This window comes from Achromobacter sp. GbtcB20, assembly GCF_019091095.1.
GTDB lineage: Bacteria > Pseudomonadota > Gammaproteobacteria > Burkholderiales > Burkholderiaceae_B > Achromobacter > Achromobacter mucicolens.
The window spans coordinates 1-244 of record NZ_JAGXJZ010000793.1 but is presented as its reverse complement, the minus strand read 5'-3'; the positions used below and the strand labels follow the sequence as shown (position 1 = coordinate 244).

The following is a 244-nucleotide window of genomic DNA, read 5'->3' as shown; positions in this document are numbered from 1 at the left end:
TCGCCAGCAGGCCCAGGCGCATCGCCATTGCCAGCGACAGGCCCAGCAGGCGCGCCTTGTCGCGCTGGTGCGGCGGCAGCTTGTCGGCCAGGATCGCGATGAAAATCAGGTTGTCGATGCCGAGGACGAACTCGAGCACGACCAGGGTCAGGAAGCACATCTAGATATTCGGATCGGAAAGCCATTCCATGGTTGCCCACTCCGCTTGTGGTTGAATGCTCCATTGTAATGGCCCGCCGCCCTC

1 pseudogene is annotated in these 244 nt (G+C 61.9%); it reads right to left on the bottom strand.

Features of this window, described 5'->3' with window-relative positions:
• Positions 1-160 (bottom strand): annotated as a pseudogene (locus KVT32_RS31145) (TerC family protein); the annotation flags it as partial.
• Between the last annotated feature and the right edge of the window lie 84 nt (positions 161-244).